The following is a 25,300-nucleotide window of genomic DNA, read 5'->3' as shown; positions in this document are numbered from 1 at the left end:
CAAGGGAAGATGGAGCGGGAGACATACCCATATAAAGCAGTTGCCCTTAGTGACTCGGCATTGGGTGCTAGCTGACTAGGGGCTTACGAGAAGCAACCGTACCCTGTTCATCCGCACCAACTTCCTGCGGAGACGCCGCATGGACACGAACATGAACGCCCTCGTCGAGCAGGAACGCAAGCTCATGGCCCTCATCACCTGCCGCGTCCACCAGACGTTCGCCGACGCCCGCGCTGCCGGCGCCCCCGCCGAGGTCTTCGGCGATATCGAGTCGATCGTCCGCTCGATGACCGCGGCGCCGCCTACCATCCAAATCTACGACCAACTCGTCGGCCCGTTCTACGACACCACTGGTCAGCACTGAATTCGGTGACACGTCCGCTCCCGCAGCACCCTCCGGGTGCGCTCGCCGAGAGCGTTCACCGTCTCGGACATTGATCCCCGAATTCGTCGGGCTGGCCCCCCTCGCCACCCTCCCGAAGATGCGACAGTGGACCCCGTCAGACCGCTGAAAATCAGGGGCCGAGAAACAGCAGTGACGCCACCACGCCGCCCAGCCGGTGAGGTCCACCCAGTCGTATCGACTGCCGTGCTGCGGGGTCGATACGACACTCGTTGCCGTCCAGGCGGCAGGCCTCGCATCAATCAGACCGAGCCGAGCGGAGAGAGAGCTCCCACCACGTGAACCAGTCCGGCCGGCACGCCAGGACCACGGGCACAGCAGCGGATGCCTCCGGCGAACACAGCGGACGCCGTGTCGGACGTTCCGTCACGGCCGGGGAGCGGCCGACCCACCCCGACGAGCGAGCGAGCCGGGGATACAGCAGACGGCCGCAAGGCCGCACCAACGACGCAGCAGCCGAGCGAACGCCGGCTGATCGCGGCCCCACCTCTCACAGCAGAGCGCGCCAGGGGCGCGAACCAGGCCGACAGGACGCAGCGGCATCAGAGGTTGCGAGCGAGCGAGTAACCGACCCGGAACGGGCCGCAGGCGCGCCAGCGCCGAGCACCGCTCCGGATCACCGCCGCAGCGGACCAGGGCACCCCGAAGGGGGCGCCGACAGGAGAGAACGAGAAGGCCGCCCGCGGCCGCCCGAGAGAACCCTGACGGCGATAAGGACCCGAGCGCCAGCGAGGGCGACGAGGCGCCAGCCGAGGAGGTCGTCCCGGCTCTGCCGGGCAAACGAGGGTGTAGTGAGCGAAGCGAACGAAACCCGCCGTGCGTCACGACTCCTTATGCCCTTTCAGCTTTGAGCCACAGCAGCCGACCTGGAGCGTTAGCGGAGGGAGGTTGCGACCGTGGCGTACTGGGGAAACACGGGAGATTTGCCATCTTTGCGACCGGTCGCAAATACGTGAGATCACCCTGAAACGGGGGGTCGCAAAGATGGCCTCCGTTTTAGGTTTCCCCAGTTCAGGGCGGGTTCGGTTTGCCCCCTGTGCTTCAAGTCACTGACGCAGTTGACGCAAACCCTGTTTTTGGGGTTTGTGGCAGCCTCAGGGCCGCCTGGGAGCGCAGCGAATGGCGGGACTGCACCCATGGTGGCGTCAGGGTCGTACGGGCCGCGCAGCGGCCTGCGGGGGCAAGGCGGAGCCGTGTTCGCAGCATCGCTGCGACCGTCTGTGAGTCGATTCCAGGTGGCGGACGCAGGCCACCACGTTGGGTCCGGGAGTCTCCAGATTCAGTAGGGACGAAGTCCCGACCAACCTCCGCGTAGGTGGAGTGTTTTCGTGGGTCCGATGCCCGCGCGTCAGCGCGCCTATAAGAGTTGTTGGCATCGGTGAGGGCCCCACGAAAACGCGCAACCGCAGCGGCCCGGCACGCCGGGCTGGGCGCCGAAGGCGCATCAACCTTCGTCGCCGAGGTCGTTTCTCTCGTGTCGCCGGTGTGGCTCAGGGCCGGTCCGCGTCAGCGGCCGGCGGGTCGCCGGTGCGCCGCGAGGCGGCGGCGAGCTGCGCAGCTAGCCGGTGTCACCGGCTGGGAATCAGTGGCAGCCGCCGGGCTGCTCCGTCGTGCGTCCCGCAGGGGCGCGAAACAAGCCGGGCCGGTCTCGGCCGCTGGCCTAGTTGCAGCCGTCGAGGCTGCCTCGGTAGAGGCGCCGTAGACGGGCGTGCGGCACAGCGCGCTGGGTCCGGTGACGTCACGAAGTGGCATTCTGCTGGCGCGGATGCAGCCGCCCGATCTTCAGGGCTGCGAGGTGGCCGCCGGGCGGCCACAGTGTCGGGGCAGACGTGCGGCGGCGGGGCCGCCAGCGCCGTCTGGGACGGCCTCAGGGCCGGTCCGCAGATCCTCGTGGCGAGCCAGTTTTATTCGGCCGGCCACGAGGCACGGTGGGGGTTGGCGCGGGGCGGCCGCGTGGCTTCCGAAGCGGGCTTCGGAAGCCACCGTCGCAGCCGCCGGGCTGCGCGGCGCTGTTACCGACCTTGGTGGCAGCGGTGGATACAGGCGGGCTCATTCGGCGCACGTGGGTGGCGGCCGCAGCGCTTTTCTGCGGTCGACGCGGGCGCGAAGCGACCGGCATCAGGTCATTATCGAAGAATCGAAATACCTGGTGCCCACGTGCGCCGGAGGAGGCTGCTCACCTCGACCGGGAGTATCGCCGCGACCGGAAAAGAATGGCGCCGACGGCGCACAATATTGATCGCGGGATTGTTGTTATCAACGGGGCGTCTCGATATTCACGAAACAATCTATTTATGTGGTTCGAGGAATTGTTTTCGGCGCATTTATGTGCGGCCTATTCGTATTAGCGGCGCTGTGAGGGGAAAGGGATTGTCTCGGTACCTCGGCACCGCCTTTTGTGGCTTGCGGAGAAACGGAAATTGCCGCATCGGGGTGTCTTCAGGGTGCCGCGGGGTGGGTTTCTGGCCGCTACAACGACTGCAAAAGTCCAGGTCGCTGTGTTTCGGTGCGCCGGTGGGTCACGGTGCTGTTGTACTGGCTGCACGGCGGCCATTGTGCTGTGCATTACGCGCCCACGTGGATCGTCAGCCAAGTTAGAGCCACTTGTACTGTCAGAATTACGCCGCCGTACTGACAGATGAGAGCCACTACAAAGGCGGTATAGCCGTGCATCAGTAGCCGGTTGTGCAGTGTTGCAGCCTTCCAGGTGCGTGTATTGCAGATGAAATGACCTTTTAGGGACGGTTGAACTGTTATACAGCCATATAACCGTCTCAGTGCTGTTATATGGCCGTAGTTCAGCCACATATGCGGCTACATAGCAGCGCTCACTCGGCGGTGTTTGGCACGTCAGTGACGGTATAACAGTCACTACTGCGGCCATTGAACAGTTATGCAGGCAGTTGGGCGGCAGCGCAGCGGGCCGGCGAAAAGCGCGAACCCGAACACGGTCGGGGCGGTGCTGGGCGCCGGCTCGGGCCGACTCGGCCGGCTTCTCACCGCGCTGGATCTGGCCGAGTCGACGGGTCGACCGGCATGGTGCTCGACGGGTGGAGGCCGGGGCAGCTGGCCGATCCGAGGTCCTGGCACCAGGTTCAGCGATAGCGTGCGGACATGAATGATGCACCGAACGGACCTGTGGCCGGCGCGAAGACCCACCAGGACTTCGAGTGGGTGACCCGCGACTACCGGTGGATCGCGAACGGCCTTTTCGTGACGTATGTGCAGGGTTCAGATCCCGCATCCGTGATCGACGCGATGACTGTCGAAGACCTGGGGTCGGAGACCGGCCTGGTCGGTCTCAACGAGCGCGGATGGGAGGAGCCCGGCATCATCGGGGCCGCATCAGTGGGTAACTGGACGATTGCGCTCGCGCCTGCAGCGACCGCAGGCGCATCCGAGGAGTTGATGCGCCCGCTCTCCCTCGGCCGCGAGGTGCTGACCCACTTCCGCGACGTCAACGGAGGTTCCGGCTTCTACGTCTGGGAGGACGGGGATCGCACGGTGTATTTCGATCCGCTGCTGCGTTGCGGTTTCGGGGTGGACCCGATGCCTGCTCAGTGGGTGCCCCGACTGGTGGAGGCCGGTGTCAATCCTGACGGCGAGGAGCCCATGACGGCGGACGGCGGCTTCCCGGTGATCGAGGCATCGCTGGCGCTGGCGGCGAACTACACCGGAGCGCTGCTGACGCCGGAGTTCTTGACGAGTGCGACCTTCGTTGTGGGCAGCTCCGACTGATCGTTCGGAACCACTAGAGTCCCAGTTCATGAACGTGTCGTATTGGAAAGACCTCATCTATGAGGGCGAGTTGCTTACCGATGCCGCCGAGGGCATCCCTCGCGACTTGAGCAACGACATCTCGGACTCTGAGGCCGGTCGAGCGTCGGTCCGACGCGAGGCCGAACAGTTTCGGGCATCGGTGAACGACAAGCGTCCGCGCGATCCGGATCGGCCAGAGCACCAGCTCCAGGACGTGATCGATGCGTACAGGTGGAACCATCCCGATGCAGCTGGTGCTGTACGCCGCGGCATCGGGTTCACCCGCCCCGGACGATAGGAGTGGCTGCCTACCGGGGAGGCGGCGTGCGGGTTCCGCCATCTGCTTTCTCGACCGTCACCACAGTGTGAACGGCCGCCCTGACGCTTCGGCGGCGAGGATTCGCTGTTCGATGCTGTCGAGGTCTTCGTGCTGGTCAAGGCCGGTTCGGATGGCATCGGCAATGGCGCGGGTGCGCCCAGCTTGGCCGCGGACGTCGGCCAGCGGGCTGGAAATGTTGCGGCGCCGGAGGTCGTATTCGTTGCGGTTGGTGCGATTCGTCCCGAGCACCATGTGGGCAGGGTTGACGCAGCCGGCGAAATCGCACTGGTGACACAGCACTGCATCGTCGGTGTTGGTCCACCCCAACCGTGGGATCACCCCGTATTCGAGCTGGTAGGCGAACAGATGCGCCGGGACGGTACCGCGGCGGGTCGTTCCAGGCAGACTGGCGGCGCGGAACGACCCGTGCCCGGTCGAGGACACCCCGGCCAGCCAGGGGGTGCAGAGATTTCCGGGCCGGATGAAGCGTTTGGCTTCGAACCGGGCGACGACAGCAGGATTGTCGAGCCAGGACCGCCACAAGTGTTCGGGGATCCGGACCGGTTGCGGCTGCCCGATCAGCGTCATCTGGAGCGCGGGCGGCGCAACAGTGGCATCGGGCATTCCGGGAAGTAGCAGCGGAGCGTCTTCGGCGAACGTCATCGCAGGTCTCCTGACAGCCGATTCGAGCTGTTACCAGGGTGACGGTAGGCGCAGGGTCTGACAGTTTCCCCTTGTGACAGATGTAGGCGGCATGTGCTCCATTACCGATAGTGGTGACGGCGTAGCGGGACAACGCCGACTGATCGAGCGGCAAAAAAGAAGAACCCGCACCTGCCCGGGGAGGCAAAGTGCGGGTTCTAGAGTTGCGAGCTTCGATTAGCCTTCGCCCCACTGTCAGCAATGTGGGAGTGCAGGTCACCGGTACCGGAAACCTTCCGTAAATGTGACAACGACATGTGTATCGCTACGGACGATCTCTCCAGCTGAGGGCTCTATTGCGAATGCCCGCCAATCTTGAGGCCTGCTGATCGACGTCGTCGACACGTCCTTGGCGGCCAGCTCGATATCGGTGAAACCTAGGCTCTTGAGTTCATCGACGACGATCCCGCCGTTGCGTCCGTACACCTCCGGAACGGTGACATAGACCGATGGGACTGCGGACGTAGTCCGAAGAAAGGTTGCAACGTCAGCCTCAGGGGCAGCACAGCCGGCACTCCCAAGTGCTGCCGAGATGGCTACCACCGCAATGATCTTTTTCATCAGTTTTCCTCTCGGTAGCGCTTGCTCGGTTATGTCGGATGGAACTGGCCGTCTGATACAGCCGACAAAAAGCAAGAACCCGCACCTGCCCGGGGGAGGCAAAGTGCGGGTTCTTCTGTGGTCAGAATTGCGCAGTCTGACGGCTTCACCCTACCCAGCGAGGCTGGTCGATCAGACCGAGGTGCTGGTTTACCAGCTCGGCGGGCTGGCCGACATCAAGGGTGAACAGGGATTTCACCTGTTCAGAGGGGTGGTTCTGCAGTCGCCGGGAGATCCTTGCTCGGATTCGGAAGTTCGCGCAAGAGGTGAGCGAGAGCAAGGACCTGTTGCGGGTCGCTCATATCGGTTCCACGGGCGCAGCCGAGTCGGCCGCCGAATTCGTCTTCCGCTGCTCTCAACTCCCGGTAAGCAGCAATGAGTTCGGGGCTCGGGTTCGCTAGCTGGTCTTTACGGAGCTTGCGCTTGGCGGCTTGAGCCGTATCGATGTGGAAAAGATGCTGCTCACGGCTCCACCGGAAGAATCTGGCGCGCTTCCACGGTGCGAGGACCCGCTTGCCGTCCGACCAGCTCGCGAACTGCGCCTTCTCCTTCTCCCACTTGTGTGGCTGGTAGTCCGGAATCCAGTCAGCGGTCAATTTCGTACTCCATCTCATCTAGGTCGATCAGGCAATCCAGTGCAGTCTCGGTGACATCCTCGCAGGTCAGCGAGCTGCTGTAAGCCACGCTCGGTCAACATGGGATCGCCTGGATGCAAGTGTCAGCATCGCAAAAAAGGAAGCCCGCACTCTGCCTGAGGCAGAGTGCGGGCTTCGCGGGTTGGTGGTCCGGGCCGAATCAGCTCACGGGCGGCGGGACAATGCGCACCGATCGCGGCGGGCTGGCGACGGTGAAGCCGTTGCGACGAGCTGCGACGGTGAACGGTTCGGGGCTCGGGTCGATCGGCCACGTCACGGCCTCCCCCGCCGGCCCAAACAGGCCGACCGCGTTGGGGTTCGGCCCGGTGGTGAACCGGGTCTGATAGCGAATGCCCGCGAAGAGAGCTTCGAACGCTGCTGCCCAGTCTTGAGGCACCGCGTACGGAGTCATGGAGACAAGTTCCCTGGTCAGGCCGAAATCTGCGGCTGTGTCGGCGCAGGTATCGGCGAGGCGGTGGTCGTGCGGTACGGCCAGAGTCGACAGCTGGCGGTCTGAGGCGAACGCGTCACTGATGACTCCAGCTATTGCGAGCGCCGCTCCGACGGTCTCCCGGATCGCGGTGAGTTCGTCGTATGCGAGGTAGCACGTACCGCGCGGCGGGGTCAGGTCGAAGCGGCCGCCGCCGGAGGAGGCGAACCACCACGGTCCGTTCCCGGTGCTGTGTCCCCGATGCAACGGCTGCGCTGGGGTGAGCTTGCAATCGGGGAATCTGTGGAGCGGGCGGGACGGAGGACCGAGCACAACGCTGTCTCGGCTCACGCAGCCCACCGCTGCGCGTCAGCGCGGGCCAATTCCAGGGCTGTGTCGACGGGGCGGCCGCCGGTGATCCAGTCGACCGCGCTGCGGTCGCCGAGTTCTTCCTGTGGGCTGCGCAGCCAGATTGCGCAGGTCCACGGGTCGGCGCTCTCACGAAGCGTCTGCCACAGGGCGATCAGGTGCGGATGCACCGTTCGGGACTCGGTGAACTGCCAGGTGGGATAGACCCACTGGCCACCTTCGAGCTGGCAGGCGATCACGGTCCCTGTAGAGACAGCCTTGTTGATGGCTTGGCGGCTCACGCCTCGCCACTGGGTGAGGCTGGGAGTGTCGTAGAACGGGCCGACGAGTTTGTCGTAGACGTGGATGGCGGGCAGTGCTGCGGTCATGGAGCGGGCGATCGACTCGACGTCGTCGAAGATCTCGGCGGAGGCGCCGGCGGCGCGGGCGTCGGCGAACGTCCGGTGGACGGAGATTGTGAGCAGGTCGAGAAGCTTGCGCTCCTGCTCGGCGAGGGTGTTCATGAGAAATCCTCCTAAGTGGTCAACCGCGTCAACCTAATTGTCCGCGTTTGGGTCAACCCTGTCAACGAGTGGGGACGGGGTTGTTCCCATCTCGTCCGGGGTTGGCTTCGCCAATTTCGTGCGACCTTCGCAGCTCGAGGCGAGACAGAACAAGACAGAGCCCGCACCTGCCGAGGAAGGCAAAAGTACGTGTTCGTGCGGGTTCTTCTCCTGGTTCCGCACTGAGGCTGTTGCTGCGGCGACCGGAGAAGGCGGGGTGGGGCAATGCGCAGGACGAAGATCAGATTGCCGACGACGTGCAGACACGCCTGCCGGAGCCGGCCGACAAGATCCAGAAGGCCACCAACAAGGATGAAGCCAGGAAGCAAGAGCTACGAGGCATTACGGACAAACTCATCAACACCCTGTTTCGTCCGCTCCAGTGAGCAGGAAACCAATCAGAGCCAGCCTGTTTCGGAGCGGTAGATCACCGCAGTGCTCGACCCGGTGTTACGAACCTGTGGAGATCGACAGAGATGGCAGCAGAGGTGTTGCGACCATTCGGTTGCTAAAGGCTGTACCACTTCTTCACCGCGTACCGATTTTGCCCTGATCAAAACTGGTACACCAACCTGAAACCATCGCCGCAGGTCAGCGGCACAATCCTCACGACCACCCTGTCGAATTTCAATAAGAATTGAAAAGAAAAAGGGTACAACCTGCAACCGTCTGACCAGGACTGATGCAGGCCATGCACCCCCGATGAGCGGATGTACCACTTATTTGCAGGAAAGCCCTTGAGAAAAGTGTCACGGCAGTATTCACAGACCCAGGGCACCGAAATACGTCTACATAGAGTTTCTCGGACCCGAAAAAGTTGAAAAACGGTGCAGGACCCTCGCGGGAGAGCGAAGTTGCAGGTCAGCGACCTGCGCAGTTGTACCGTTTCCGCTGCCGAGCTGTACCCCTTTTTTACTGGACTCGATCAGTGCAGGTCAGCGAGGTGCGGGCATGAAATACCTGGTACACGAAAGTGGTACAGCGCCGTGATCGGATCGAGGTGGTCGCGATCGATCCGTCCTCCGCGTTCGCCAAGGCGATCCGCGAGATGCTGTCCAGGACGGCGGTCAGTGTCGACGGGTGCCGTCTTGTGATGAAAGCCAATGACGAGATCAAGAGGACTGACTGCAGCTATGCGAAGAGGAAGCTGCGGGCGCGCTCCAACGTCGGCTCGACGACATCCATCGCATACAAGTTCCGGTGCGAACTGCCCCAGTTGAGAGGGAAGTGGGCTGCAGGGTGGCTGCACACCCGCGAGCTCGGCATACTCAAGACGCTCGTTCGCCTCATCGATTCGTTCTACGAGCTTGAGATGCGGCTTGATCAAAGATCGAAGGTCCTTGCTGCAGGATCACCAACGTGGGCTCGAGGATCCGGACTGTCGCGGCGAGGTGTGGCAGGCACGCTCGATCCATCGCGGGGGCCTTCTCCTTCCAACGAGATATGCCGGTCCGGCCGACCCATCTCCATACCCAGAACCAGCACCCGCAGAGGCTTACCGTCCTCGAACATGTCGTAGTGCAGCCCCACATGCGAGAGCTGTCCCTCGTAGACAGCGGCATTCCGCTTCGCCGCAGCACTGCTGCAACCAGCAGCGGATCGACAAACAAACCCGGCGGCGCCGTACACCGATCGAGTCATTTACTAGTCGAGATCAGAGATCCGCTGCTGAGTCCGCGCCAGGTCACTCGTGAACTGAACCATCAGCCGAAGGTAGTGGAGAACACCGACAGCCAGTACGAATAACGCCTTTCGCTGTGAAACACCATCGGCCGATCTTCCCTACCGTGCTCATCACACCCGAAGCAGGAGGCACACGATGGCCACTTCAAAAGCAAGCCCTGCACACATCGAAGTTGCGCCCAGAGAACTCGCCAACATCGCCGGCATCATCATCATCGTCGGAGACCATGACGAACACGTCCGCGTCACAGGCTCCGTCGAACCATCAGCCACCTACCGCGGGATGTTTGTCGAAACCGAAGTCGGATCGCTGTACCTCTCAGAGGATCTGCCGGTCACTATCGTCAACCCAGAGCTCCCCGAGGATACCGGTATGGGCGCCCTCGCACACGCGATCGGGCTGCTCGGCGCTTCCTGACCAGCCCCGCACCCTGCGAATTGCCCCGCCGCCCAGCTTTTCCGGGTGGTGGACCAACGCGTCTTTCACCGTGGCTAGCCTTGTCAGATGACCGACAACGCCCGCCGCAGCACAGCGCGATCCCTGACTACAGGTGACATCGTGATCCTGACAATCGTCACCACAGTCTTCCTCTGTGCGGCCGTTTTGGGCGGCGCCGTCCTGTGGAATGAGCTCAACCCGATCAAATGGACCGCTGGCGGCTGGGCGGCAGTTGGTGCCTGGGTTGCCGGCACCGCAACGTTTGCAGCGGTTTTGGTCGCGCTGCGGCAGAGCCGAGACGCGGCAGAGAGGGCAGAGGATGCAATTGCCCACGAAGTCTGGCGAGCCGACATCGTCACTGCACGATTGGTGCTCGACGAGATGTCGAGTCTCGTCGGCGAGATGCACAAATCCGCCACGACAATTGCGGGATACCAGAATGCCTGGACCGAAGCGATGAGCGGATCAACAGCACCACCAGATGAAGACGATATGTTCTGGCGATCATGGTGGACGGAATTCGCAGCCCTGCGGGTTACGGAAGCAGATCTACGCACCGCGATCGAAATTGCAGGTATTTCGATACGTACTCCCGAGCTCAGAACAGCATTGGATGAAGCACTGAGCATCATCGAACTGATTGAAGGGCAACTGCGTGTATGGAGGGGGACGTACGCAATCAGGATCAGCTGAGTCGGATCAAGGCGGAAGCTCGCGACCTCGTGGATCTAAGCAATTTCAATGACGATGACCTGCAGGAAAAGGTGCTCGCAGAGTGTGCGAGAGTTGCCCGTCGAACAATGTTGGATGCGGTCGCGACCTCGCGAAGTGCGGCTCTTCGCTCGTCCACAGTCAAGGACGGTGCGACGATTACCCAGTGACCAGCTTCGACGGAGTGCACTCAACCCCACCGGCTGTCGCGGTCGGTGCCAGGCATCGGCACGACTGGCAGCTGTTCGAGGACTGATGCGCGGCAGTTGACCCGTCCGTGCTGCCAGCCGACCCCTCACGGTCGCGATGTTCCTGGACGGAAACCAAGCCGCAACCAGCACCCACCGGCGCCGAGTCACCGCGATCAACACCATCCACACCCGCGTCGGCTGCCCGAAACTAGGGACCGCGCATGCCCTCCGGGAGCGCCTGACTCGCCGAACATGACCTCGCCCAGTCCTGCGCGCCACTGCCGAGGGAATCATCCGGCGGCTTCCAGCCACAGGTTGGCCTGGAGGTCTCTTCGGTCGACGTGACGCGCTGCTACTCACCCTGGCCTGCCGCCTGCGGCTCTCCCCCATCCAGATCGGCTGGTTAAAACGCAGCGACATCGTCTTCGACGCGGCACTGACCGAGCTGACAACCCGCACCGAACTTGTTCGATCGTCCTCGATCTGAACGAAAGTGTGGGATGGCTGGTTAGGGTTCGGCTCTCTGGAAGACGACGAGTTCATGGCGATCGACCGTGAATTGCAGGCCAAGAACCTGACGCACGACCAACGATCCGCGCTGGTCGACGAACAAGAAGCCGTCGAAGCCCTCTATGAGTCGGATCGCCGCACCTACGCCGCCGCGTACACCGCCGCTGTCCATGAGGCTGCTGCGAGGTGCGGCATTACTGCACCCGTCGTCGTTGTCATCGCCACCAGTGGGCAGCGCGGGGAAATGTGGGACAACCTCGCCGAAGAGCTCCATCGGGTCGCCCGGGAGCAAACACCGATACCCGGCTCGGGCTAGGTACCCGGTGACTACCCACGTCCCGACGGCGTCGACCCTGTGACCTGGACTGTTGCCATCGGGGAACAGGCCGTTGGGCGAACCTACCGCGCACGAGTCGTCACGGGTCGCTATTCAAGTCAGCTTGCCTCGGAGGTGCGGTCACTGCCCTCGCCGGGCAGTACCCACTGTTCCCAGCAGTGCATCGGTGATGGGGTCTGCTGTGCTCGCGCCTGCCGCTATACCCCGAAGCAGAGCGTCGAAATCAGCGGCGACGATGGTGACCTCCTCGAACTCCGGCTCTCCCCCACGAACAACCTGGCCGTCCGGCGCGAGCGCCAAGTACTCGTACCCATCGCGTACCGACAGCAGAACCGGCAGGTGACTGGACCAGAAGGCATTGATCGCCGCGCGCTCAGCCGACCCGGAAGCAACCACCAGACTCTCGTGCCGGAACGCATCCCAGGGAAACACCTCATCGCTGATGCCGACCCCACCGGCATAGTTCTCCGCCGAGAGAAACCACACCTGGTCATCGGAACTGGCAAGCACGGAGAACGAACTCACCCATGCGACGAGCTGACCACCAGCGCCGACCAGCGGTTGCGGAACTCGGGCAGAAGCCGATCGAGTAGGTTCCTCGCGAACCCAACCTGCAATCGACAGCGCAGCGGTTGCGTCGAGGTGAAGGCACATGGCCCCACGGTAGGTCAGGCCGTCTCGCACCATGAGCGCCGGTCGGAAACGATCAGCGATGCTCAATCTGCTGATCTCAGTCTGTGTCGGGGGTAGCGTTTTCTGTATGGACCTGCGCTATGACGTCGCTGGTGTCGGACCGACGCTGGTGCTCGTGCACGGGGTAACGGACCGTCGGCAAACCTGGACGCCCGTATTGGAGCAGTTGACTCCTTCTCGCCGTGTAGTCACGGTGGATCTTCCAGGTCACGGGGAGTCGGCCCGCCTTGCCGATGGCGATGACGTCCTTGGTCAGCTCCTCGAGGAATTGAGCGGCTTCGTCCGATCCGTAACGCCGGCAGGTGAACGCCCGCACATCGCCGGGAACTCTCTCGGGGGTTGGCTTGCTCTGGCCATGGCGGCACGCGGCGAGGTGGCCTCGGCTACTGCGCTCTCGCCAGCAGGCTTCTACGTCAACCACGCCGATAAAAGGCGCGCCGCCCTGACGTTTCGGACGTTTCGCGGCCTCGTCCAGGTGATGGGTCCACAGATGCCGAAGGTGATGAGTCTGAAAGGCCTGCGCTATCCCTCACTTGCTGCGTTCTACGGTCATCCCAGCCGGGTGCCGTACGAGAATGCGGTGATCAATGCCAATTCGCTTGCCACGAATGCCCTGATGGACCGTGTCATGGAGGCGACTTTCGACCGTCCTTGTGCCTCGGTCCCGGTGGTGCCGGTGACAGTTGCGTGGGGTCGGCGAGACATGATTTTGCCGGTGTATCAGGCGCGCCGGGTGCGGCGCGTATTCCCGCAGGCGCGGGTGATGGTGCTACCCGGGATCGGACACGTGCCGATGACCGACGATCCTGATTTGATCAGCATGATCTTGCTCGGCGGAAGCTTTGCACCAACTCAAATATCCCCCGGCTGAGTCTCTCTGACCAGGGATGTACTCGGGCCCTCTTCCATGATCGAGGGATCGGCAGTTGATCATCCCGGTGCGTAAAAACGCAGGTAGGACGTTCGCAGTCATCAGATCGTCTAGTTGATCGGCTCGGTTCATCTCGCTGGATCTCGCACACTAATTCATTTAAGTTCTCGCCGGACTCGTCAGTGGTGCAGCGCGCGGACGTGCGGCGTTCCAAGTTCATGTCAGTCAGGGATTCTCGCAAATCTCGTCGGAATCCTTAGGCGTCCTCGACGGCACCGTCAGTCACATGTAGTAAGGCATACTGTCGACCGAGTAACCGAAGGCACACATCGCCAGACCCGTAAGGAGACAAGCTACGGCGAACCCTGCCACGGCGGCGCGTGCACCACGCCAGATCGTGAACATGGTCGCACCGATGGTGGCGACAGTAATGAGGGGCAGTCCCCACGCGAGCCAGTACAGTCCCCCACCGGGTGGAAATACAGGCACATCCCACGCCCTGCGCAGCGCGTAGACCAGCGGCCAGTAGCCCACGGCACAGACAACGATGCCAGCGAGCGCGCCCCACCACATCAGCGCCCACCGGACCCCGGACCACACATCGGACATCGTGACAACCTAGCCGACCTCCAGGTCGAACAGGTCTGATCGTGACTCAAACCCGAGCCGTCCAGGATCATTCTTGCTGTTCAGAGATATTTTGACGGTGTCTGGCTGGTGCGATGCCGACCGACATGAAACGCGGAAACCGCCCCGCTACCGACATAAAGACTGGAAACCGACCCGGAATCGTGAAACCTAGTGTCGAGATGCAGTGAAGATTACAGGGGCACGCCGTGCTAGATTGCCCAACCTCGGGCGAGTCGTCTGCGCCCGCTGATTTGCGTGCGCGTATGCCGACGATCGCAATCCGCGGTCGCAACGCTATTCACAGGGGTCAGCTGCGGCGGCCGAGCCCAGGGGCGCCCCCGCTGACGATCCGGAAGGCTCCGTCGACCGGAATCGACCGGTCGGAGCGCCGGCGCTTCGCATCACGGGTCCGATCGCGCTCGAGTGTCTCGTGCAGCTTCTGGTAGTCCTTGGCCCTGGACTTGAAGTCCGCCTTCTCCAGCCTCACCCGCTCGCAGAATGCTTCCAGCATCGACAGCCGATCAATCTCGGACTTGCCGGCGATGCCGAGTTCTGCGCGCGAACGCAACTCCTGCAGCAACATGTCGAGGCGCTGGGGATCCTTGCGCAGAGCGTCAAGTTCCTTGAGGTCCGACCTCGACAGGACACCGACGTGCTTTCGCTTCTTTGCAGTCCGGGGCATGGTGGCATCGTATAGCGATGCTCGATCGGGCTCGCCTGTGCGTTCATGGCGTTGATCTTGATACGCCCACCCGACAACCTTGTGGCTCCGCGCCGACGATCCCAGCGGCTGCACCCATCTCGATCTGGTGCGTCCACAACCGTGAGGCAGATTGACAACCTACTTTGACGGAAAGGAGGTGACGCCGACTGCATTTCTTGCGCATAAGTGCAGGTACGAGCGATGGCGGCCTGAATGGTCGTTGTCAATCTGTGTGGTCGGGCTTGTCAATCTTCGCTGCATCTCGACACCTAGTTCTCGCCGAAATCGGGCTTCACTACTTCCCCGCATTGTCACTCCCCCTTTATGCGCGATCAGTGACGAGAATTTCCTTTCTCGCAGCGTCTCCGGGAAAAGGCCACCTCAGCGCACTTTTCGCTCGACGAAAATTTCGGTGGGGCCGATACCGTGGCCTTATGGCGTCTCAGCGAGAAATACCGGTACCTGTCACCTTGGAAAACAGCGTCGCCGGTACTACGCCGCCCGATCTGACCGACGCGATGGCAGCCAAGATCGCACAGTCGATGGCCGCTTCGCGCTCGGACGGCACGATGCGCGCCTACGCCACCGCGCAACAGCATGACTGGGCACGCGATCCCCGGGTCAGCGTGTTCGCTCGCCCCTTGGCGTACCACCCGGACGGAACGGCCCGGCAGAAGGGCGTCGATTCCGCCACCGCCCGCGCAGTGCACACCCCTCGCACCGGCGGCACAGTCGACGCCGTCATTCTCGCGACCACCGACCGCGACTTCGAGCCGGACATCGAAGAAGCCTTGACCACCACCGGCGCCCGAATCGAATCGGCATGCTGGATCACCCAGAAGGCACTGTTCGTCGCCGCCGGTGGCCGAACCCTGTTCAATCTCGATCTCGACGAACACGATCTCCGTCGCGGCTCCATCCTTGGTCGTGCAGCATGAACGCCGCATCAGGTCCGAGCGCCGACAGCCAGTCCCCCACATCCGCGGGGTTGCGGTGCACAGAGCTGATCGACGAATTCCTCGCCGCACAGCCCAGCGAGCTGGTCTTCGACCACCTCGGCAACATCGCAGTCCGCCAGGACCACGGGGGACATGCCACCGCCGGTCAAGCCCGCGTCCTACACGCCGTAGCGGCCACCATCACCGCCCGCCTCGATCCGCACCTCGACGAGGTCCTCGAGAGTGAACGGCGCAAGTTCCGCACCGACCCGAACTGGTGCAACAGTCCGGGATTGCCGTTGACCGCCGCGATTACCCTGTACCGCAAAGCAACCGAGCTGGTCTTCGACATCATCTCGGCCCGCGAACGCGGCCGCACCACCACCGGGTGGGGCGTTGCTGTCCTGCGTCGCCCCACCTCGCGTGCCCTCTCCGAGCTGGCTCACGGCAAGGAGTCCATCGCCTACACCCGCAGGTTGGCTGGTGCCGCCTCATTCGGGCACGTCGAGTTCGGCGCCGCGGTCACCCGCCACGACCTGCACCTGCCGCCCCCGGTGTCGGCTCTCGCTCAAAAAATTCAACCTGTGCTCTCGCCTCTCGATCGCTTCGAGGAGTGGATCTGTCGGCGGTGGGCCAGCGGCCATCGTCGCAGCCCACATCAGCTCAGAATCTCGTACGTCGAGGTCCGGCACCTCCCAGCCAGAGACCTCGAAAGGACGCTGACCTGCGAGATCAATTTCAGACGGCGTAGAGAACCGGATGTTGAGCCAGGTCATCCAGAGCACCCGCTCGGCACGGTGTCGCGTGATCCTCTCGTCCACCACCGTGTCGAGTCCAGCCGATGCTGCGACATCGTCGAGCGTCCCGGCCCCTACCGTCAGGACGCCTCGGTGGAGGGTGATCAGTCCGGCCGTACGCAGATCCGCGAGGATCGCGTATCCGGCGGAGGTACCCAACCTCGCTGCAGCGAGAGCCTCCGGGACGGCACTGACCTGGCCATGGAGAATCAACTCGTACACGTCCCTGCCACGTAGGCCCAGCACGCTCCAGCTCGGGTGAACAGGTTCGACGTGCGCGCGCTCGAGCGCCACTGCGCCAGGCCGACTACCAACTGCCGGTGTGGTCAGGGCATACCGATCAGCAAGCTGACCTGCGCCGCGAGCCACGCGCAGCACCGGTGAACCGGGGGTCTCGCGCAGGACACGCAGTGCCGTCCACACCGTGGACTCGGACATCAACCCTGCGGCATGTGAGAGGCTGCGCCCCCCGATAGCCACCACCGGTACACCCTCGACAAGTTCTCCTGCGATAGCGGAGCTGTAGGCCAGGGATTGGACGACTGCGAGTAGAACAGGCCGTTGGCGGGATCCCAGGAATTCATGGTTTACCCAGAGCTGTGCAGAGGCGAGCCAGTGACGACGAATCAGATCGTTTCGAAAACCCTCATCCCCGTACCCCCCTGTGTGCCTTGTCTTGTGCGTGAGATCGCGGAATTGTTCGCCTACGCTCGCTGCCCAGGTCAGGGCTTTATCCACATCACGTCGGAGGGCTGTCCCGATGGCGGCCGGAGAGCCGTACCGGGCGTACGCCTGGCGCAGGCCCGCATGATCGTCGGCGCCGAGGAGGGCCTCGATGTCAGAAATACTGGCGCCCCGGAGGACTGCGTTGGAGATCACGGACTGTCGCGCCTCGGAGGATGTCGGCCAGCGCTTGCGGTCGAACTTGCCGGTGCGCGCGAAGACCATCACTGAGGCCGAGACGGGAGTGGTCCAGTGGTAGCGAGGATGGAGGCGTCGTTCGTCGCCGGAACCGACGATCCTGTCGGCGAGAGTCAGGGAAGCTGCGACAGAGGCAACAGCGGTGCGGCGGCTGGGACGATGCTCGGCACCGACACCTCCGAGGAGGGCGACCATGCGGGCGACCACATTGCGCTCAGATCGCAGGGTGAATGCGTCGATTGCTGCCGCGAGGGTGCCGTCGAGCTGCCGGTGGCCACCCTCGCGGCACCGTGTCCCGGGGACACTGATGCAGCCCTGCGAGACGCCGAGCATCGGCGCCGTGTCGAGGGTTGGCAGCCGGGTTTTGAGTGATACCAACAGAATTCGCAGATCCTCGACACGGAGCGGTGTGTCGCTGGCAAGCGGAACCAGCACATGCCGGCCACCACTGGCGGAACGGTCCGTGACAGTCCGCCCGCCGCATTCATGCAGCCACGACAGGACACGCGCGACATCAGCGTCAACCTGGGCTGAGCCGTGACGTTTGGCATCGAAATCCAACGCCAACAACTCAGTGCGGCCGCGCTTGTAGAGGGGGACCGCGGCCGGGAAGTCCGGCAGGCGCACCGTCAGACCACGCGAGATGGCGAATTTGCCGCCGGCACTGGGCTCAGCCAAACGCATCGAATACCGTGCGGCCATCAGTGGGGCGAGCTGTTTCCACACGGATTCAGGCGTCGACTCGCCGACGAGGTAGTCAAATCTTGAATTTGGGTCAGGGCAAGAGGTACCCTGAGAGCACTCCGTCAAGAGTGATCCCTTCTGGGGGGATTAGCAACACAGAGAATCAAGTTGGTCGCTTGCTTCTCACTCGAAACTCAATCGAAAACCCTCGTCCCTGTTTGTCGCAGGTTCGGGGGTTTTTCTTTGTCGAGTTGAGATGGTGTTGCTAGATGCATTTTTCGGGATCACGCACATGCGATTCCTGTGCTGGAGGTGCGGTCAACAGGCCGCGGGCAATACCTCCCGCGGCAAGGCCTTCTTATCGAGCTCTCGAATTAGGTCGGGACGGCCGGTGTAGCCCGCCAGCAAATCGGCAATGAACTGACTCAGGGAGCCAACGCCCGCTTCTCGTTGCTGGTCTTCGAGGATCTCGTACACCTCTTGCGGGACGCGTGCGCCGAGAAATCGTCGATTTCCCTTACTGGCCATTCCCATCAGCTGAATCCTTTCGGCAATCCGACCTGCTCGATACAAGGTGTCACAAGTCGGCACGGCATTCAAGCCCGCGCAGGCTTATCCTTTGCGCAGATCAGACGACCTTTTTGACTGTTAGTTTCTCTACGATCGACTGATAGTTTCTCTACGACAAACCCGCCCGACAAACTCAGGATCACCCATTTACACAGGTCATCACCGCCACCGAATAACTCGGTCGAATGACCCGATCTCTGCGCTGGATAACTCGGTTGAATAACCGGATTTCCGCGCTGGAGTATTTCGTCGACAATCGGAAATTGATCCGAAGTCGACTGCGGTAGAGGGCCCGGCTACCCGAGCAAGGCTGCAAACGCGTTCACTTCCGACGCATCGGTGTGGGCGTAGATCCACAGCACCAGCGTCCCGCCGTCTGCGTGGCCAAGCCACGCCGCGACCGCAGACAGTGTCGCTCCTGGGACAATCAGCCGCGACGCTGCAGTGTGCTGAGCGGCATGGAGCCTGCGATGGTCCACGACCGCATACCGCAGCACCTCCTTCCACCAGTCGTCCAGAGTCCGCGGCGCTACCGCGCGGCCGTCTCAGTGTGTGAGCACGTGGAGATCTCGGGCCCCGACCCTTGCTTCACCGGCTCGCTTCCGGGCGATCTACTGTCGTTCCTGCGTGCCCTGCGGAACGGTCAGTACCGAAGCCAGCAGTTTCAGTGATCGCCGCGCGTTGGCGGTCTTGATATTGCTCGGATCGATGGTTAGGCCTGTGACGCGAACCCTGGTCCGTGGGGCCACCGTGATGCGCCTGTCGTCCAAATCAATTGTCCTCCAACGCTGCCCGGCCAGCTCACTGCGTCGTAGCCCGATCAGCGCCAGGTGCACCATAGGTGCATGGACCACTGCCATGTGCTGAGGTGACCGCAGTCCGCCGACAAGGGGAAAATCCACCCTGGCGTGCAGCGCCACCAGCCGCGTAACGTCGCCCTCACCGAGTCGGTCGCATAAGTCCAGCGCGCCCTCGTAGGCGTCGGGTGATCCGAGCGAGGCGCGGTGAGCCGTACACGGTCGATCTGCTGCCAGCGAAGGCTGCGAAAGAAGCTGCCGAGACGGCCATCTCGGCAGCTCGCACCACCGGTACCGACCCGAACTCGCAGCGGCGGGCCGAAGTCCAGCGCTGCATCGCAGAGTCGGCACAGGCGGCATTGCACAGAGCGACCTTGCCGGATTGGTATGAAACTGCACCACCACCCTCGCGCTACTGCAGCGGGGACTCCTCGAGGCCATGAGGTCACCGGAGGCTGCGAGGTGCCGGAGCCTGCGGTGTCGGTCCTTGACAGCCACAACCGAGGCGTCGGCAGCCCCAAGGAATGCAGCATCACGACAGTGTCGGGGTGTCGGCCTTCGCCGTCGCACCACACGGCCGGCTCGTGCTCTCGTGACCTTTGTGGTCGATCACCACCGAGCAGGGTCCGGGTCCTGATGTTCACTGCGCGCTGACGGATGGCGGCGTCGGGCCTCCCAAGCATCCGCAGGCGCGCATACGGCTTGCCGACACCACTGCGTCCAGGTCCAGCTCCGGAGCAGCACTGGTGGCCATCTGGAAGCCTTCGCCGCCTCCTGGCACGCTCTCAGACACACCCAGGTCTTACTCACGCCCCCACTGCTAGGAAGAAGCGCGCAGCCGACCTTGAGTAGCTGGCCGTCCAGGTAGGGACCCAGCGGTGGGTCAGCAGTGTCGGAGACCCTGGTGAGCCCGATGTCGATGGGCTCGACATCGGGCTGTAGCCGGGCTGCCTAATCACGCACCACTAGCCTTGTCGCTGGTGGCAGCGACATCTCCGCGCTCTACGAAGTTCAGCGTGCCGGCCGACACGGATGCGGCGAGCCTGTCGATATGGCCCGCGTCCGCGATGGACTGGCAGAGACGGCTGTAAGCGGCTGCCGTGGCCTTATCGTTGCCCCAAAGACTCTCAGCCTTCTTTGAGGCCCCGTCAGCGCTGCTGGCGGGTTTTGTGCGTGCGGCATCAGGCATCGCCACCAATACCGTCACGGTGACCGTTGGCCAGCAGTGCACGCAAGCTTTCGGCCGGAATACGCACCGGAACGCCCGGCTTGCGGGCGAAAAGGGTTTTGAGGTGGCCGTCGGCAAGCAAGCGCCAGATGGCACGCTGGCTGAGCTGTAGCCGTTCGGCCACCTCAGGCACGCTGAACGCCCGTAAGTCGGAGTACGGATCGGGGGGTGCCGATGCAAAAGTTTGAGTAGACAAGGGGACTCCAGGACAGGTATTTCTGTCCGGCTCCCGCGCACTGTGGCGTCTTACCCGGCTAGGTATCGGGGGTATCTCAGACGACCCCGAGGCTTCTCTTGTCTGACTCCCAGCCTACATGTCACGCCATTGCAGTCCCCTGCCACGACACGACGGGACACAGGGCCTACCAGACAGCGCAGTAAACTGCTAGGGCCCACGTAGGGCCCACGGCCCCACGCTTAACCCTCCGCAAAACGAAGAAAACCCCCTGTTGCCAGGGGGTTCTTCGGGTGGTCCCGGCTGGGATCGAACCAGCGACCTTCCGCGTGTGAAGCGGACGCTCTCCCACTGAGCCACGGGACCGTAAGTCATCCGAACGCATGCGCTCGAACGAGTTGGAACATTAACACGGCTGCGCGATGAATACGAATCACCAGGTTGGCATTCGTTTTGCTCCAGGCGACCCCGAAATCTACGAATTCGAGCTGATTTCAGACCGTATTCATCGCCAAGACGGACAGTTGCAACGCGCGCAACGGGCCGATTCGACTCCGAACACGCCACTGAGCTGGTGATTTGTGTGTATCCGACACGGTCGGCTAATGTTTCCAACGCACCGAGGAGAGCGAGCAGCTCCCCAAGCAACACGGTGCGATGCGGACGTGGCGCAGCTGGTAGCGCACAACCTTGCCAAGGTTGGGGTCGCGGGTTCGAATCCCGTCGTCCGCTCGAGAGGTGTGACTCAACCTTTTACGGTGGAGTGGCCGAGTGGTGAGGCAACGGCCTGCAAAGCCGTGCACACGGGTTCGATTCCCGTCTCCACCTCGCGCGATTAGCTCAGCGGGAGAGCGCTTCCCTGACACGGAAGAGGTCACTGGTTCAATCCCAGTATCGCGCACCACGTCAGGCCCTCGGGCCTGATGGTCAAGACCTGCTTGCAGGTCTGATAAGTTAGAAAAGTACTGAGTTCCGGTAACGGAGTTCATTGCTCATGCGGACGTGGCGCAGCTGGTAGCGCACAACCTTGCCAAGGTTGGGGTCGCGGGTTCGAATCCCGTCGTCCGCTCCATTTTTCTCCAGAACCCGCGCGATTAGCTCAGCGGGAGAGCGCTTCCCTGACACGGAAGAGGTCACTGGTTCAATCCCAGTATCGCGCACCATTTTAGAATGCAAGAAGCCGGAACCTCAGGGTTCCGGCTTTTTGCGTTCGAGCGCCGAACACACGGGCCGCAGTACTGACGCAAGCCCCCTCGGGAATCCACGTCAGTACTGCGGTTGATGTAGCTGATCAGATTGTTGTAACTGCTCAGTGAGAGAAGCGGTTCGCTGCCGAAGTCATCGCGCGCAGCGAGGACTCCGTCGACGACTCCGCAATACCCATCGCCCAGCTCCGACGGCCGTCGCACTCGGTGAAGATGAACGTCGCCGTGCGGTGGCCGATCTGGTGCTGATGGAAAGACAGGATCTCGAGCGAGATTCCCGCGTCGTGCAGCATCGACGTCATGGCCGAGATCGCGCCGGTCGAGGTGGCGGACGCTTTCTGGATACGCTCCCCCAGACCGAGAGTCGCTTCGAAGGTCCAACGACCCGGCGCAATCTTCTCGGAGGACCACGCACCCAGACGGATCGGGCCACTCATAGCCGCATACGTGGACTCGAACTCGGTCCACGACATCGCTGAGCATTCGGCACGCAAGCCGGCGGGCAGAGATTTGCCGTGACGCGCCGCGAAGGGATCAGCAGCAGAAGAAGAATCAGAAGCGAAAGCGAAGTTGTAAGTCATGATCGTGGTCTTCCTGGAATGAAGTGGAGGACCAACTGGTAGCAAGACGACCCGCAGCGAGGGGTCGGTCCGATTCAGACCCCGCTACGGCGGCTTACTACGAGAATTCGCTTCATGAGAGACGAGGCTAGGCGGCCCGGTTCGAGAATGCAACCCAGACCGCCTCCGCACAGGTCAGACCTGAGCCGCTTTGTGCTCGGCGATGAGGGCGCGATACCACTCGAACGAGGTCTTCGGAGTGCGCTTCTGGGTGTCGAAATCGACGTGCACCAGGCCGAAACGCTCCTTGTATCCCGCAGCCCATTCGAAGTTGTCGAGAAGTGACCACACAAAATAACCGCGGACGTCGACACCGTCGTCCATTGCCGATCGGAGGGCGCGAAGGTGCGCATCGTGGTAGTCGATTCGTGCTTCGTCGTCGACGACGCCTGCGGCATCCGGGGCGTCGTGGAATGAACATCCGCTTTCGGTGATGTAGATCGGCGGCAGTGCGTCACCGAAGCGGGCGTGGAACGTCCGCAAGATCTCGCCCAGCCCCTCGGGAACGATCGGCCAACCGAAATCGGTTGTGGGATAACCGGTAATCGCGACAGGGGCAAAGGGCAGGCCCGGGGGCAGGTCGACTTCGAGCACACCTTCGGTCCCCTGGCCTTCCACCGGAGCAGCAATCATCGTCGGCTCGTAGTAGTTGATCCCGTACCAGTCGAGCGGCGCCCCGATGATTTTCAAGTCCTCGTCGACAGGACCGCTGAGCAGCTGAGCGAATTCGTCGGCCGGGTACTTCCCGACCAGAACCGGGTCGGCGAACATCCAATTGACGACGTGGTCGTAGATGTCGGCAGCCATCACGTCTTCCGGCGAATCCGAAGCGGCACGCACCGGAGCATGGTTCGAGGCGATTCCGATGTTCGTGCATCCGGTTGCCCGAAGCGCTTCGACAGCGAGGCCATGCCCGAGCAGCTGGTGATGTGCGGCTTGGAAAGCCTCGAACCCCAAGGCCAGTCCGGGGGCGTGAACTCCGAGGGCATGCCCGTAAAGCGTGTGCACAACTGGTTCGTTGAGCGGCATCCACATTCCGACCCGATCCGACAGTCGCTCGCCGACGACCTGCGCATACTCCCCCAGCCGATACGAGGTGTCGCGGTTCATCCAGCCGCCCTGCTCCTGCAAGGCAAGGGGCAGATCCCAGTGAAAGAGCGTGACGGCAGGAGTAATTCCCACCGAACACAGTCGGTCGATCAGGCGGTCGTAGAAGTCGAGCCCCTTCGCATTCACTGCCCCCGATCCGGTGGGCAGAATGCGCGACCACGACAGAGACAGCCGATAAGCGTCGAGCCCGAGCTGATTCATCAGCTCGATGTCCGACTCCCAGCGGTGATAATGATCGGCAGCGACCGTCCCGGTGTCGCCCCCGACGACAACACCGGGACGGTCACAGAACTCGTCCCAGATCGACGGTCCGCGACCGTCTTCGGCCACAGCTCCTTCGATTTGATAGGCCGCAGTGGCGGTTCCCCAGACGAAGGAAGTCGGAAATTCTGGTGTCGGCTGCCGAGTCATGTCGGTCAGTTAATCAAAGAACCGTGCAAAACACGCAGCTTTGTTGGACACTCGACCAGTATCAAGATCCAGTACCGTTCGGCCTAACCGAACGAACGAGACAAAGGCCCTGCTTGATGACGGATAACACCCGCACCCTGACGAGGGCTCGGATCGCCACTTCGGTGGCCTTCGGACTTCAAGGATTTCTGCTCGCCGCCATTCTGACGCAGCTGCCGCAGTACAAGGACTTGTTCGAGCTGAGCGAGACACTGGTTGTGGTTGCGGTTGTCACCGTGTCCGTCATCGCCGGGCTCGGCAGCGTGCTCGCCGAGATGCTGGCCGTGAGAACGTCGAGCAAGATGACCCTGCGAACTGGGCTCGCCGTCATCGCAGTCTTCGGCGGGGCAACCGGAATTGCGCCCAACGCAGCGATGTTCTTCGTCTTCCTGGCGATCTACGGCATCGGACTCGGCATGGTCGACGCGGCCGCCAACATGCAGGCAGTCTCGATCCAACACGCCAAGGGCCGCTTCATCCTCTCCTCGTTCCATGCTTCCTGGAGCGTCGGAGCGATTGTCGGCGCCCTGTTCATCTCTGCTACCGCAGGCCTCGACATTTCGATCCGCGTCACGCAGGTGATCGCGGGAGTTGTTGTCGGACTGATGCTTCTGGCCTTCGGCCCGCAACTGCTCGATCGGTCCGAGTCTCCGGTTGCCGAGGCAAACATCACGAGCACCGCGAAATTCGCGGTACCCACCCGCGCCTTCGTCCTCCTCGGCGTCGCGATGGCATTGTTCTACGCGGTCGACTTCAGCGTCGGAAACTGGTCGACTCTGTACGTCAAGGACGAACTGCTCGCCGACGCCGGGACCGCTGCCCTTTCCGTGGCGGCGTATCAGATCGCGGCACTTGTCGCACGACTGACCGGGGACTACTGGGTCGGGAAATTCGGTGAGACCACCGTCGTGCGGATCGGCTCTCTCATCGGCGTAGTCGGTATGACAGTTGTCGTCCTCGCGCAATCTCCCGCCGTTGCCATCGCCGGGTTCCTCATCGTCGGGCTCGGGGTACCGGTGATCGCTCCGATCTGCTTCAGCGCTGCCGGCAGGATGGCTCCCCCGGATCAGGTCGATGCGGTGATCGCACGCATCAACCTCTTCAACTACGTCGGCACAGTCGTCGGCGGCGGCATCGTCGGCGCGGTCGCTGCCTTCAGTGACCTTCGAATCGGGTTCCTGATTCCGCTGGCGTTCTGCGCGATCTTGATAGCTCTTGCTCCCGCGTTCGCACCGAAACGAGCCACAACTCCGGTCGCCGAGAACGCCGCTTGAGCAT

At 62.7% G+C, this 25,300-nt stretch carries 30 protein-coding genes and 6 tRNA genes; 16 read left to right on the top strand and 20 right to left on the bottom strand.

Features of this window, described 5'->3' with window-relative positions:
* The first annotated feature begins 139 nt into the window (after positions 1 to 139).
* The 4 genes from A0W34_RS13795 to A0W34_RS13785 all read left to right on the top strand — a co-directional run bounded on the left by A0W34_RS13795 (position 140) and on the right by A0W34_RS13785 (position 4,460).
* Positions 140 to 364 (top strand): hypothetical protein, encoded by a 225-nt coding sequence (locus tag A0W34_RS13795; RefSeq protein WP_020907610.1) that lies wholly within the window; start codon positions 140 to 142, stop codon positions 362 to 364.
* Positions 365 to 1,781: 1,417 nt separating this feature from the next.
* A complete protein-coding gene (locus A0W34_RS32790) occupies positions 1,782 to 2,105 on the top strand; it encodes a hypothetical protein (RefSeq protein ID WP_156511769.1) in 324 nt (107 codons plus the stop codon).
* Positions 2,106 to 3,517: 1,412 nt separating this feature from the next.
* Positions 3,518 to 4,141 carry a DUF6461 domain-containing protein gene (locus tag A0W34_RS13790; RefSeq protein ID WP_081557821.1) on the top strand — a complete coding sequence of 208 codons (624 nt, stop codon included), beginning with the start codon at positions 3,518 to 3,520 and terminating at the stop codon, positions 4,139 to 4,141.
* 28 nt (positions 4,142 to 4,169) lie between these two features.
* Positions 4,170 to 4,460, top strand: a complete 291-nt coding sequence (locus A0W34_RS13785) for a hypothetical protein (protein ID WP_081557820.1) — start codon at positions 4,170 to 4,172, stop codon at positions 4,458 to 4,460.
* Positions 4,461 to 4,517: 57 nt separating this feature from the next.
* Here the strand turns inward: A0W34_RS13785 and A0W34_RS13780 are convergent, their stop codons facing one another.
* The 5 genes from A0W34_RS13780 to A0W34_RS13760 form a co-directional block, all read right to left on the bottom strand.
* Positions 4,518 to 5,144 (bottom strand): hypothetical protein, encoded by a 627-nt coding sequence (locus tag A0W34_RS13780; protein WP_081557819.1) that lies wholly within the window; start codon positions 5,142 to 5,144, stop codon positions 4,518 to 4,520.
* A gap of 255 nt (positions 5,145 to 5,399) precedes the next feature.
* Positions 5,400 to 5,744 (bottom strand): PASTA domain-containing protein, encoded by a 345-nt coding sequence (locus tag A0W34_RS13775; protein ID WP_081557818.1) that lies wholly within the window; start codon positions 5,742 to 5,744, stop codon positions 5,400 to 5,402.
* A 242-nt stretch (positions 5,745 to 5,986) separates the two neighbouring features.
* Positions 5,987 to 6,379, bottom strand: coding sequence for a hypothetical protein (locus tag A0W34_RS13770; RefSeq protein WP_232330035.1), 393 nt, complete (start codon positions 6,377 to 6,379; stop codon positions 5,987 to 5,989).
* 199 nt (positions 6,380 to 6,578) lie between these two features.
* On the bottom strand, positions 6,579 to 7,199 hold the full coding sequence (locus A0W34_RS13765; protein ID WP_081557816.1) for an RES family NAD+ phosphorylase: 621 nt from the start codon (positions 7,197 to 7,199) through the stop codon (positions 6,579 to 6,581).
* Complete coding sequence (locus tag A0W34_RS13760; RefSeq protein ID WP_081557815.1) at positions 7,196 to 7,720, bottom strand: hypothetical protein; 525 nt, start codon at positions 7,718 to 7,720, stop codon at positions 7,196 to 7,198. Before A0W34_RS13760 ends, A0W34_RS13765 begins: the two co-directional genes overlap by 4 nt.
* A gap of 230 nt (positions 7,721 to 7,950) precedes the next feature.
* Between A0W34_RS13760 and A0W34_RS13755 the strand changes: the two genes are divergently transcribed.
* Positions 7,951 to 8,145: a hypothetical protein gene (locus A0W34_RS13755; RefSeq protein WP_081557814.1), complete on the top strand. Its 195-nt coding sequence runs from the start codon at positions 7,951 to 7,953 to the stop codon at positions 8,143 to 8,145.
* A gap of 937 nt (positions 8,146 to 9,082) precedes the next feature.
* On the opposite strand, the gene A0W34_RS33170 is transcribed toward A0W34_RS13755, so the two are convergent.
* A complete protein-coding gene (locus tag A0W34_RS33170; protein ID WP_198035697.1) occupies positions 9,083 to 9,400 on the bottom strand; it encodes a hypothetical protein in 318 nt (105 codons plus the stop codon).
* Positions 9,401 to 9,578: 178 nt separating this feature from the next.
* Between A0W34_RS33170 and A0W34_RS13740 the strand changes: the two genes are divergently transcribed.
* The 3 genes from A0W34_RS13740 to A0W34_RS13725 all read left to right on the top strand — a co-directional run bounded on the left by A0W34_RS13740 (position 9,579) and on the right by A0W34_RS13725 (position 11,609).
* Positions 9,579 to 9,860: a hypothetical protein gene (locus tag A0W34_RS13740; protein ID WP_081557811.1), complete on the top strand. Its 282-nt coding sequence runs from the start codon at positions 9,579 to 9,581 to the stop codon at positions 9,858 to 9,860.
* Between the two features lie 87 nt (positions 9,861 to 9,947).
* Positions 9,948 to 10,574, top strand: coding sequence for a hypothetical protein (locus A0W34_RS13735; protein ID WP_081557810.1), 627 nt, complete (start codon positions 9,948 to 9,950; stop codon positions 10,572 to 10,574).
* Positions 10,575 to 11,324: 750 nt separating this feature from the next.
* Positions 11,325 to 11,609, top strand: coding sequence for a hypothetical protein (locus A0W34_RS13725; protein ID WP_156888926.1), 285 nt, complete (start codon positions 11,325 to 11,327; stop codon positions 11,607 to 11,609).
* A gap of 141 nt (positions 11,610 to 11,750) precedes the next feature.
* Here A0W34_RS13725 and A0W34_RS13720 read toward each other — a convergent pair whose 3' ends face one another.
* Entirely contained in the window at positions 11,751 to 12,350 is a 600-nt protein-coding gene (locus A0W34_RS13720) for a hypothetical protein (RefSeq protein WP_232330034.1), read from the bottom strand.
* Positions 12,351 to 12,390: 40 nt separating this feature from the next.
* Between A0W34_RS13720 and A0W34_RS13715 the strand changes: the two genes are divergently transcribed.
* Complete coding sequence (locus A0W34_RS13715; protein WP_081558804.1) at positions 12,391 to 13,194, top strand: alpha/beta fold hydrolase; 804 nt, start codon at positions 12,391 to 12,393, stop codon at positions 13,192 to 13,194.
* Positions 13,195 to 13,476: 282 nt separating this feature from the next.
* Here the strand turns inward: A0W34_RS13715 and A0W34_RS13710 are convergent, their stop codons facing one another.
* Entirely contained in the window at positions 13,477 to 13,803 is a 327-nt protein-coding gene (locus A0W34_RS13710) for a hypothetical protein (RefSeq protein ID WP_081557807.1), read from the bottom strand.
* Between the two features lie 328 nt (positions 13,804 to 14,131).
* Complete coding sequence (locus A0W34_RS13705; protein WP_156511772.1) at positions 14,132 to 14,506, bottom strand: hypothetical protein; 375 nt, start codon at positions 14,504 to 14,506, stop codon at positions 14,132 to 14,134.
* Positions 14,507 to 14,961: 455 nt separating this feature from the next.
* On the opposite strand from A0W34_RS13705, the gene A0W34_RS13700 reads away from it, so the two are divergent.
* Positions 14,962 to 15,465: a hypothetical protein gene (locus A0W34_RS13700; protein ID WP_081557806.1), complete on the top strand. Its 504-nt coding sequence runs from the start codon at positions 14,962 to 14,964 to the stop codon at positions 15,463 to 15,465.
* A gap of 8 nt (positions 15,466 to 15,473) precedes the next feature.
* Here A0W34_RS13700 and A0W34_RS32780 read toward each other — a convergent pair whose 3' ends face one another.
* The 9 genes from A0W34_RS32780 to A0W34_RS13660 form a co-directional block, all read right to left on the bottom strand.
* On the bottom strand, positions 15,474 to 15,620 hold the full coding sequence (locus tag A0W34_RS32780; protein ID WP_156888925.1) for a hypothetical protein: 147 nt from the start codon (positions 15,618 to 15,620) through the stop codon (positions 15,474 to 15,476).
* A 24-nt stretch (positions 15,621 to 15,644) separates the two neighbouring features.
* Positions 15,645 to 15,911, bottom strand: coding sequence for a hypothetical protein (locus A0W34_RS13695; protein WP_081557805.1), 267 nt, complete (start codon positions 15,909 to 15,911; stop codon positions 15,645 to 15,647).
* Between the two features lie 45 nt (positions 15,912 to 15,956).
* Positions 15,957 to 17,861 carry a hypothetical protein gene (locus tag A0W34_RS13690; protein ID WP_156888924.1) on the bottom strand — a complete coding sequence of 635 codons (1,905 nt, stop codon included), beginning with the start codon at positions 17,859 to 17,861 and terminating at the stop codon, positions 15,957 to 15,959.
* Positions 17,862 to 18,185: 324 nt separating this feature from the next.
* Positions 18,186 to 18,401, bottom strand: a complete 216-nt coding sequence (locus tag A0W34_RS13685) for a hypothetical protein (RefSeq protein WP_081557803.1) — start codon at positions 18,399 to 18,401, stop codon at positions 18,186 to 18,188.
* 332 nt (positions 18,402 to 18,733) lie between these two features.
* Complete coding sequence (locus A0W34_RS13680) at positions 18,734 to 18,916, bottom strand: hypothetical protein (RefSeq protein WP_198035696.1); 183 nt, start codon at positions 18,914 to 18,916, stop codon at positions 18,734 to 18,736.
* Between the two features lie 132 nt (positions 18,917 to 19,048).
* The gene (locus A0W34_RS13675) at positions 19,049 to 19,297 is read right to left on the bottom strand and encodes a hypothetical protein (RefSeq protein WP_156888923.1); all 249 of its coding nucleotides are present in this window, start codon (positions 19,295 to 19,297) and stop codon (positions 19,049 to 19,051) included.
* A 577-nt stretch (positions 19,298 to 19,874) separates the two neighbouring features.
* Positions 19,875 to 20,027, bottom strand: coding sequence for a hypothetical protein (locus tag A0W34_RS32775; RefSeq protein ID WP_156888922.1), 153 nt, complete (start codon positions 20,025 to 20,027; stop codon positions 19,875 to 19,877).
* 388 nt (positions 20,028 to 20,415) lie between these two features.
* A complete protein-coding gene (locus tag A0W34_RS13665; protein ID WP_081557799.1) occupies positions 20,416 to 20,658 on the bottom strand; it encodes a helix-turn-helix domain-containing protein in 243 nt (80 codons plus the stop codon).
* Positions 20,659 to 20,931: 273 nt separating this feature from the next.
* Positions 20,932 to 21,003, bottom strand: a tRNA-Val gene (locus A0W34_RS13660).
* Positions 21,004 to 21,296: 293 nt separating this feature from the next.
* On the opposite strand from A0W34_RS13660, the gene A0W34_RS13655 reads away from it, so the two are divergent.
* The 5 genes from A0W34_RS13655 to A0W34_RS13635 all read left to right on the top strand — a co-directional run bounded on the left by A0W34_RS13655 (position 21,297) and on the right by A0W34_RS13635 (position 21,800).
* Positions 21,297 to 21,369, top strand: a tRNA-Gly gene (locus A0W34_RS13655).
* A 25-nt stretch (positions 21,370 to 21,394) separates the two neighbouring features.
* Positions 21,395 to 21,465: transfer RNA gene (locus A0W34_RS13650), tRNA-Cys, on the top strand.
* A gap of 1 nt (position 21,466) precedes the next feature.
* Positions 21,467 to 21,541: transfer RNA gene (locus A0W34_RS13645), tRNA-Val, on the top strand.
* Positions 21,542 to 21,633: 92 nt separating this feature from the next.
* Positions 21,634 to 21,709 (top strand) — tRNA-Gly (locus tag A0W34_RS13640).
* A gap of 16 nt (positions 21,710 to 21,725) precedes the next feature.
* Positions 21,726 to 21,800: transfer RNA gene (locus A0W34_RS13635), tRNA-Val, on the top strand.
* A gap of 146 nt (positions 21,801 to 21,946) precedes the next feature.
* On the opposite strand, the gene A0W34_RS13630 is transcribed toward A0W34_RS13635, so the two are convergent.
* Both A0W34_RS13630 and A0W34_RS13625 read right to left on the bottom strand, forming a co-directional pair.
* On the bottom strand, positions 21,947 to 22,423 hold the full coding sequence (locus tag A0W34_RS13630; protein ID WP_003942597.1) for an alpha-isopropylmalate synthase regulatory domain-containing protein: 477 nt from the start codon (positions 22,421 to 22,423) through the stop codon (positions 21,947 to 21,949).
* A 174-nt stretch (positions 22,424 to 22,597) separates the two neighbouring features.
* The gene (locus A0W34_RS13625) at positions 22,598 to 23,983 is read right to left on the bottom strand and encodes a GH1 family beta-glucosidase (RefSeq protein ID WP_054781938.1); all 1,386 of its coding nucleotides are present in this window, start codon (positions 23,981 to 23,983) and stop codon (positions 22,598 to 22,600) included.
* 116 nt (positions 23,984 to 24,099) lie between these two features.
* On the opposite strand from A0W34_RS13625, the gene A0W34_RS13620 reads away from it, so the two are divergent.
* Positions 24,100 to 25,296, top strand: coding sequence for an MFS transporter (locus A0W34_RS13620; protein WP_058038725.1), 1,197 nt, complete (start codon positions 24,100 to 24,102; stop codon positions 25,294 to 25,296).
* The last annotated feature ends 4 nt before the right edge of the window (positions 25,297 to 25,300 follow it).

Source organism: Rhodococcus sp. BH4 (assembly GCF_002079265.1).
GTDB classification, from domain to species: domain Bacteria; phylum Actinomycetota; class Actinomycetes; order Mycobacteriales; family Mycobacteriaceae; genus Rhodococcus_F; species Rhodococcus_F qingshengii.
Note: the sequence above shows the minus strand (reverse complement) of the source record. Positions and strands in the feature narration are given on the sequence as shown.